The organism is Finegoldia magna (assembly GCF_003182075.1).
Classification (GTDB): domain Bacteria; phylum Bacillota; class Clostridia; order Tissierellales; family Peptoniphilaceae; genus Finegoldia; species Finegoldia magna.
Genome location: NZ_QGTH01000033.1, coordinates 1 through 9,175, shown reverse-complemented (window position 1 = coordinate 9,175; position 9,175 = coordinate 1). Strand labels below are relative to the sequence as shown.

The 9,175-nt window shown below is 31.8% G+C and carries 3 protein-coding genes and 2 pseudogenes; all 5 read right to left on the bottom strand.

Going from position 1 to position 9,175, the window contains the following annotated elements; genetic code table 11:
- A pseudogene (locus tag DES33_RS09870) lies at positions 1 to 155 on the bottom strand (response regulator transcription factor); the annotation flags it as partial.
- Positions 136 to 351, bottom strand: a complete 216-nt coding sequence (locus tag DES33_RS09090; RefSeq protein WP_110058778.1) for a helix-turn-helix domain-containing protein — start codon at positions 349 to 351, stop codon at positions 136 to 138. The pseudogene DES33_RS09870 and the gene DES33_RS09090, both read right to left, overlap by 20 nt.
- A gap of 146 nt (positions 352 to 497) precedes the next feature.
- Complete coding sequence (locus tag DES33_RS09085) at positions 498 to 1,154, bottom strand: DNA-binding protein (RefSeq protein ID WP_110058777.1); 657 nt, start codon at positions 1,152 to 1,154, stop codon at positions 498 to 500.
- 43 nt (positions 1,155 to 1,197) lie between these two features.
- Positions 1,198 to 7,035: pseudogene (locus DES33_RS09080) on the bottom strand (helicase-related protein); the annotation flags it as partial.
- A 1,807-nt stretch (positions 7,036 to 8,842) separates the two neighbouring features.
- Positions 8,843 to 9,175, bottom strand: a 333-nt coding sequence (locus DES33_RS09075; RefSeq protein ID WP_211305693.1) for a DNA cytosine methyltransferase, incomplete at its 5' end; no start/stop codon positions are given.

The window sequence follows — 9,175 nt, the reverse complement described above, 5'->3', positions numbered from 1 at the left end:
TTGGCATCAAGTAGAATTAAATCAAAATCATTAAAATTAAGATTCTCTGTCTGAGAAAGATTGTTATAAATAATAGTTTCAATATTATGCTTGTTCAAGTAAGTTTTAACAGCAAAGGCAATTGTGCTGTCGTCTTCAATCATTAGTATTTTCAATTCTATACTCCAATATATCCGATATATCACATTTAAAATACCTACATATCCTATCAAGTATTTCCATACTCACATTTTCATCTCGTCCCTTTTTAGCTATGGTATGAGGAGTTGTTTGTATGGCTTTTTTTAGGTCTAATTTATTCATATTTTCATATATTGATTTTTCCCATAATTTATCATAGGAAAACCCCATAACCTTCTCCAATTCTATATTTTACCTTTCTAAATGTATAGATTAACTACCTAATTATAGCATATAACACAGATTCCTTTCAATTATATGATTTACTACGTTAAACTGAGCAAAAAAAATAAAGACAGTCCGAAGACTGCCGATATTTATCTTTCTGTACCTTTGCTATGGTCTTTCTTATTTGACTTAAGTTTATCATCTGTCTTAAAGCTTTTTATTTGCCCTAATATTGACTTTTTATCCTTGTCTTGACTCTTTACTTGTTCTTTTGCTTTTAAGAGCTTAGAAGATAAAATACGAACATTTTTATGTTCCTTTCCGTTGTTGTCAATGCTTGTTTTTACTTGTCCGAATATTTTAACAAAATCTCCTTGTTTTAAGTTCTCTAAATCTTTTGTCTTATCTCCATAGGCTGAACAATTGGTATAAATTTTATTTCCATCGTCATCTTTCGAAACAATTGAAAAGTTACTTACTTTAAACTTTTCTCCATTAGCATTTTCTCGTTCAAGATTTTCTACTTGCCCAGATATATTACCCACGAGATTTATGAGATTGTCTTTTTCTTCAAGTTTATGTGAATTTTCAACAATCTTACCCTGTTCTTTCATATCATCAATCATATAATCAAAGTCATCACTTAGTAAACCTGTTGTGTCATTGTTCATATATAAAACATAGATTTCTTCAAGTGCTTTTTCATCAGTAACGCCTTTTTCTATGCTCACAAGTGCTTTTATAAAGTCCTTGTAATTATCATTCATCATTTCTTGTAAGTTTTCTCTAATATCTTTGTATTCCATAATTTCCTCCTTGTACTAAATAAGGAGATCCTTTCGCCCTCCTCTATCTTTCTTGTCCTTTTTCATTTTTTTCTTGGTTTTTATCTTTTTCTTCTTCTGATTTGAATTTGGATATTTGTCCCAATATTGATGGTTTTTCTTCCTTTGCGTGAAGATTATCCTCTACATCATAAGTTGATTCAAAGTAATCACTATCTTTAAAATCATTGTCATACCTATCTGGTATTCCGTCATTATCAAGATCTTTTGCCAGTGGATCATAGAAGTTTCCATCATCATCTATTTCTAATCCTAGAGCTTGTTTTAAATCTTCTTCATCTACTGATACCAGATCATCAAAACTAGACATCTTTATGGCTTCGGTCATATCTTTAAGAGCTTGTGAATTAGATATATCTTCTTCTACAAAAGATTCTGTTCTAATAGCTACATTATCTACATACTGAGTCCATGTTTTTTCTTCCAAATTTACCTCATATTGAATAGAGTGCTTACCATCTGGTGTTTCTGTATAGGCAAGTCCTATATGGCTTAAATCAGGGTATAGTTTGTCAAAATCTTCATAGCTATTAGATTCTGAAAACTCGTAGTTAGAATAATCAACTATCGCCCTCTTTAAATCTTCTAATAATGGTGATTGGTTTTCTAATTCTTCCACTTCTCCCATATCTAAAAGTTTATTAATTTCAGCTAGTCTTAGTGTCTTATCCCTTAACTCATCTGCTTTTTCAAATGGTTTAGTCAATTCTACTTTGGCATTTTCTAAAGATTCTTTATAGTTTTCAAGGTTTTGATTTAATCTTTCAAGTCTTGAAGGCATTTTTTCAATTGCATTATCAAGCCTTGTTATATTACCATCAGTAGAGTTTGAAAACTCTCCAAAGTATTCGGCTTTTCCTAGTAGTTTAAAAGTGTGAGTATTAGTCATGAAGTTATATGAAACTTGTAAGTCTAAATTCCTATATTTACCAATAACCTTGCTATCATTTATCTTTACCTTTTTTATTTCTTCTAATAGCTTCTCTCCAGCCTCTTTCTTATCTAAAATTTTATTTGCACCAAGACTGATTGAAGTGAATTTGCTATCTCCTTCTCCTAATTTCTCAATATTTGCAATATCTTCTTTAACTGCTTGTATTTCCATTTCAGTTTTTAAAATACTTTGAGGATAAATTTTATTTACCTTATCTTCAAGCTTGTATTTATTAGATTTATAGTTTGCTTCCAGCATTTTTAATTTTGTAACTTCGTTATCTAAATCCATCTTTTCTTTTATTAGAGGATTACCAGTAGCTAAAGCCTTAATTTCTGAATAAGATAGGCTTGCTTCATCAACATCTTCTGCAACACGAACAGGCGTCTTGCTTGTCATAATTTGGGATATGAATTTCTGCTTATTTTCTATTGTCTGCCATAAATAAGCATCAAAGGTATTTTCTGTTACATATCTAAAGATATTTACCTTATCATTTTCATTACCTTGACGAACAATTCTACCACTTCTTTGCTCTAGGTCAGACGGTCTCCATGGGACATCTAAATCGTGTAAGGCTATTAGTTTATTTTGTACATTTGTACCTGCTCCCATTTTTTGAGTAGAGCCTAATAATACTCTTATTTCTCCTCTTCTTACCTTAGAGAACAATTCATCTTTTTGTTTGTCTGTATCTGCTTCGTGGATAAAGGCTATTTCTTCTTTAGGTATTCCCATATTCACTAGCTTATTTCTAATATCGTCATAGATATTAAATTCTCCATCTCCTTTTGGTGTGGACATATCTGAAAACACTAATTGGGTCGATAAATTTTCTTTTGTCTTATCCCAGATCGAAAAGATATTTTTAACGCATACATTTACCTTTGAATTAGGATCATCTGGAAGTAGTGGATTTATTAATCTTTGGTCAAGGGCAAGTTTTTTACCATCATTTGTAATCTTTAGCATATTATCTTCTGTTGGTTCGACTTGGTTGTTTCTAACTGCGTCAGCTCTTTCTGAAATAGCTTCTAATATTTCTTTTTGTTCTTCAGTAGGTTTTGTTTTAATAACTTCAAAATTTGCTTCTGGTACTGGCAAATTTAACATATCTGAAGTCTTTATATCCGCTACTTCTTTAAACATGCTCATCAACTCTGGCAAGTTATAGAACTTTGAAAATCTTGTCTTTTGCCTATATCCAGTGCCTTCTGGAGATAATTCAAAAGTGTTTTCTGTTTCTCCAAAAGTAGAAGCCCAAGCGTCAAAATGTTCTAATCCTCTTGCCTTTAAATCATCATACTGAAGGTATCTTTGCATGGTATAAAGCTCTGTCATTGAATTTGATATTGGTGTACCAGTAGCAAATACAACTCCCTTTCCATCTGTCATTTCGTCCATATACCTACATTTCATATACATATCTGAAGACTTAAAGGCTTCACTTTGACCGATACCCGCAACATTTCTCATCTTGGTATGTAAGAATAAGTTTTTGTAATTATGAGCTTCGTCTATAAATAACTTATCTACTCCTAGTTCTTCAAAAGTTATTACATCATCTTTTTTAAAGTCATCATTTAGTTTTTCAAGCCTTACCAAGAGTTTCTTCTTTGTCTTTTCTAGTTGTTTTACTGTAAAATTTTCTCCTCTATTTCTTTTATTCTCGTCAATAAAGGAAACTATATCATCTATTTGGTCTTGTATATGCCTTACCTGGTATTCCTTAGACATCGGTATTTTTTCAAATTGAGAGTGTCCTATGATGACTGCGTCATATTCTCCCGTTGCAATCCTACCAATAAATCTTTTCCTATTTTTGGGTTGAAAGTCTTTTTTATCGGCCACCATAATGTTTGCTGACGGATATAATTGCATAAACTCCCTACCAATTTGAGTAGTTAGATGATTAGGAACTACAAATAATGACTTACTTGCAAGTCCTAACTTTTTAGATTCCATAGCAGAAGCTACCATTTCAAAAGTTTTTCCTGCTCCTACTACATGGGCAAGTAGTGTATTTCCACCATAAAGAGTCCTTGCTATGGCGTTTTTCTGATGTTCTCGAAGTCTGATTTCAGTATTCATTCCATCAAAAGTTAAGTTAGAGCCATCAAATTCTCTATTTCTAATTGAATTGAATTTTTCATTATAAATCTTTTCTAACCTATATCTTCTATCAGGATCTTCAAATATCCAATTCTTAAATTCTTCTTTAATCAGTTCTTGCTTTTGACTTGCAAGCATAGTTTCTTTTTTATTCAATACAGAAGTCTTCGAACCATCATCATTTATTACTTGGTCAAATACCTTTGTATCTTTTAGATTAAGGGCATTTTCAATTAGCTTATAGGCATTTACTCTACTTGTACCATAAGTCATGTTAGCAAGGTCATTAGTCGAGTCAACACTTTTACCTTCAATATTCCATTCACTTGTATGTGGTGAGAACCTAACATTTATATTCCACCTATCATAACCTGGTGTTTTTAAAAGATTAAAAGTAAAGTCTTCTATATCTTTTTGAGGTATCCAAGTTGCTCCTAACCTTACATTTATGTCAGAAGCAGTGAGTTCTTCAGGCATAACTTCTTGTAATTTCTCTCTTTGATATTTGAGTTTGCCTAACTCGTTTAATAATGTGTCTTTCTTTTCAGAAGGTGCTAAATCTATTACATTTTCAATTTCTCCGATATATGAATTGAGGTAACCAATCTTTTCTCTAATATTGCCACTTAGATACTCATCAGCCGATACATATGAAAAATGAAATGAATCGTCATTGTTAAAGTTTTCAAAGGGCATTCTGTTATTTATTAGGTCTGTATCCTTAATATCTAAAAATATCTCGCCCTCAAGTTCACCAATTAAGGTGTCCCTATCTTTACTTGTGATAGATTCCATATATTCAAAATCTACATATCCCTTTTGTGAAACTGATAAGACTAAGGCTTCAAGGGAAGTATCTACATGGTCAACTACCTTTGCTTTTGTTATTGTTCTTTTTGAGAATATATCACTCTTAGCTTTGAAATTATCCTCATCATCAAGTATTTCTATTGATGAGACCAAAGGAAAGTTTGAGTCTTCCTTTAGGGCTCTAGTATTTGATAAGGAGTTAATAAAGCCATGTTTCTTTGAAAAGTTATCATATACTTCATTTAACTTTGCTTGTGACTCTTTTATTTCCGCGTCAGAAAAATCATCCTTTTGCTTTTCTATTACATCTTTTAAAGCATTCATTACATCAAGATAATCTTTAATCTTTACTTTGTTTTTATCTGATATATTCTGCTTAGTTAAGACTGAGTTTTCTCTTAGATAAACATCTTCGTCAATAATGGTGTAAGAAAAGTTTTTAACATCATCTGTTGCTGGAAGACTTAATTCTTCATCTTCCAATAGTTCGACCTCTTCATATTTTGAATTTGAAGATATTTCCTTACTTGCTAGATCCATTAAATCCTTTAGATTTTCGTCTTCTTTTTCATCACAAGTAATAGTATTTCCAAATCTACCAGATACTTCTTTCATATCCCCTAATACCATTTGTGGATTTTCTACAAAATATTTATTATAAGTCAAACCCTTTTTATCAGTTGCTAGATGAACCCAATCTTCATCTCTTTCTATAACTGAATCTCTCTTCTTTAAAAAAATAATATCTGAAGTAACTTCTGTACCAGCAAGTCCTTTAAATGTTGTATTAGGAAGCCTCATAGCTCCTAAAAATTCACATCTTGCATTAATATATTTTCTAACAGATTCATCTTTTTTATCCATAGTTCCAGATGATGTTATGAAGGCAATAATTCCTCCATTCCTAACCTTGTCTATTGACTTTGCAAAAAAATAATCGTGAATCAGAAAATTATTTCTGTTATATTCACGATCGTTAACTTTAAAATCTCCAAAGGGAACATTTCCTATAACTAAATCGAAAAAGTTATTTGAGAAGTTTGTTTCTTCAAAGCCTTTAATCTGAATATTAGCTTCAGGATAAAGTTCTCTTGCTATTCTTCCGCTTAGACTATCTTTTTCTACTCCATAGACATTAGAGCCTCTTATTTCACTTGGCATATTACCTATGAAGTTACCAACTCCTGCAGACGGTTCAAGGATATTTCCAGTCTTAAATCCCATATCTGTTAGAGTCTTATATATTCCATCCATTACCTCTCTAGGTGTATAAAACGATGTTAAGGTAGACTCTTTAGCATTTAAATACTCTTCATTTGTTAAATTTTCTTTTAAAATATTTCTTGCTTCAAGCCATTGCCCTCCTTTTTCTTCATCGAAGACATCGGCAAGACCACCCCAACCTAAATAGTCAGCAAGATAGGCTTGTTCATACTCTCTTGGACTCCTATTTTCATTTTCAAGTCTTTTTAGCATTTTAATAGCTTTTATATTTTTATCTAGCCTTTCTGATGGTGTTAGGTATTCTGAGTAGATATGATTTTTCAAGTCATAATTTCTAGCAAAACTTAGCCTTTCCCTATCAGGTTCATAGCCTAGATTCTTTAAATCTTCTTTACCCCTCAATAAGTTTTCGGCTGCTTCCCTAGGCACATTGTATCTATCCATCATTTGGTCAATTTCAGGATTGTGGTTATCAATAAAGCTTTCTTGCTCTACTTGTCTTTCAATTTGTTTTTCATGCTCAGATAATTTGTATATCTCGTAATTTCCACTATTTAAAAGGTCATCAATTTTCCTACTTTCTTCAAATGTTTCACCCTTAAATAAGGGAATTTCTTCTCCATTAACTTCTACTTTAGTTCCTGTTTCAATTAAGTTAATTCCATCAAAGATATTCTCATCTTCTAAAATAAATTCTTTTCCAACTTTTACTGCTAGTTTTTCTGGTGTTTGACTTAGATTTTCAAAGATTTCTTCAAGGTATGAATCGTTTCTATATGGAATTACTTCCGAACCCCTAATCATACCTCCCATATATTCCATATTATCTCTGATAGTGACAGTTTTAAGTCCTCCACTTAGTTCATCAAAATCTGTAATGGTAAATTCTTTATCTTTATATCTAACCTGATCCCCTATCTTAAATTTAGGTTCTATCTTTTCCTTAACTTCTTCTTGAAAAGATTTTTCCTCACTTAATGCAACTTGTTCTTCTAAATATGAAAATTCACGCTCATTTACTTCTCCACCATCACCAATGTCAATCCTATAATGTTCGACAACTTCGCCGTCTACATAGTGGTCAAAATAGAATTTGAAATATCCAATATAATCATCTGTCATTTCTCCAAATTCATTTTCTCCAAGAGTTTGATTATGGTCTTTAACATCAATATCCTTTTGTCTTAGGACATTTATTAATTCTTTGGTTACTATCTGCCCACTATAATCGGGAACTAATTCGTGGTTTTCATTAAATTCTACAATCCAGTAATCTTTTCTATTTTCAGTGTTTTTGCCATCAAAAAAAGAAGCTTCATCAGCTTCCTTTTCTTGGCTTATTTCATTTTCTAAGCTTCCACGTATTCCTTGATTGCCATCTTCTTCACTGTTGCCATCAAGTTGTTCATCTGTCCTTGGTATTGTTCTGGATTCTCTCTTTTCATCTTCTCTGTCAATCCTTGTGATTTCATCATCTTGACTTTCTCTCTCTTGATAAAGTCCACTGCCTGATTCTGAATTTCCTTCAAGTGGTTCAAAAGTGTTTTCTCCTCGTACATTTCCTGAAGTTTCTTCCAGTTCTCCATGTCCTCGCTCCCTACCAGGTAAGACAGTCTTAGAACTGCGTATGTTGGATTCGGAAATTTCTCCATAAATTCCAGATCCTTCTCCATCATGTCCAAGGTTTTCTCTTCGATCTTCATTGCTATTTCCTCTGTCGCTTCCACCTGTGAAAACTCGTCCATCTCTACTTCTTGACCTATCATCTCGTCTATATAAATCATCTTGACCTCCTCTATCTTCATTTATATTTTCTATATCTCTATTATAGTCGGCAGCAGCCCTTTCTGTCAGCAGCCTAGCACGATCCATTCCCTTAGATTTTTCTATTGTGCTATCTATAATATCTTCGCTAACCCTTGATATTACAAGACCTATCTGTTCTAAAGAAATAGTATTAATCCTAGAAAAATTATTTTTTAAATTTTCCATATCCATAGGATAGACTGTATTAAACCTATTAGCTACTGCATAGGATATTGAGTCTCTCATAAACTTTTCAAAACTAAGTCTATCCTCTATATCTATCCTTAAATCAGCAAGAGCCAAATTAATATATTCATCTCCATAAATTCGACTTAAAGAAAATATATTTTCATTAAGTGAATCACTAGCTTCAAATGAAGAATCTCTTATTATTTCTTTTAAAGCCTCCTTATGGTTTTCGTGGTCAAACTGCCATAAGCTAACCTCATTAATATTCCTATCCATTGATGTGGTCTGACTAATATCAAAAATGTATGAAATTCTTTGATTTACATCACTTCCAACTAAAATTGGAATACCCTTTTGACCTCTCATAACAACTCTTCCAAAATATTTTTTCCACATATCAAAAGTCGCACAAGCTCTAGCTTCAGGTTCTTTGTTATATATACTTAACTGGCTAGAAAAATCATATTTCTGATTATTGCCTATAACTTTTAAGAGTTTTAAATATTCTTTTTCATCTTGCAAAACTTCATACTTTATTGCTTCTTGTATATTCTTAAAATCATTTACTTGCATTTTATACCTCCATTCTATGAATTTCTTTTATAATAGCCATTAAAACATCAATCACAATAGAATTGCCGGCCTGCTTATAAAGTTTACTTGAAGTGCAATTTTTTCTTCTTGGATGTACTTTCTCTAATTTGTCTATATCACCGTCATCAAAACCCATGAGTCTTAAACATTCTCTTTCTGTTAAATACCTATACTGATTATTTCCAACCTCTATTATTCCAGAATTAGGTACTCTCATCTGTTTTGTAGAAATAGTATAAGAAAAATCTTTAATCACTTTTAGTCGCCCTCTAAAACTGTTATCTATGCCTTTATTTAAAAATTTCAGCATATA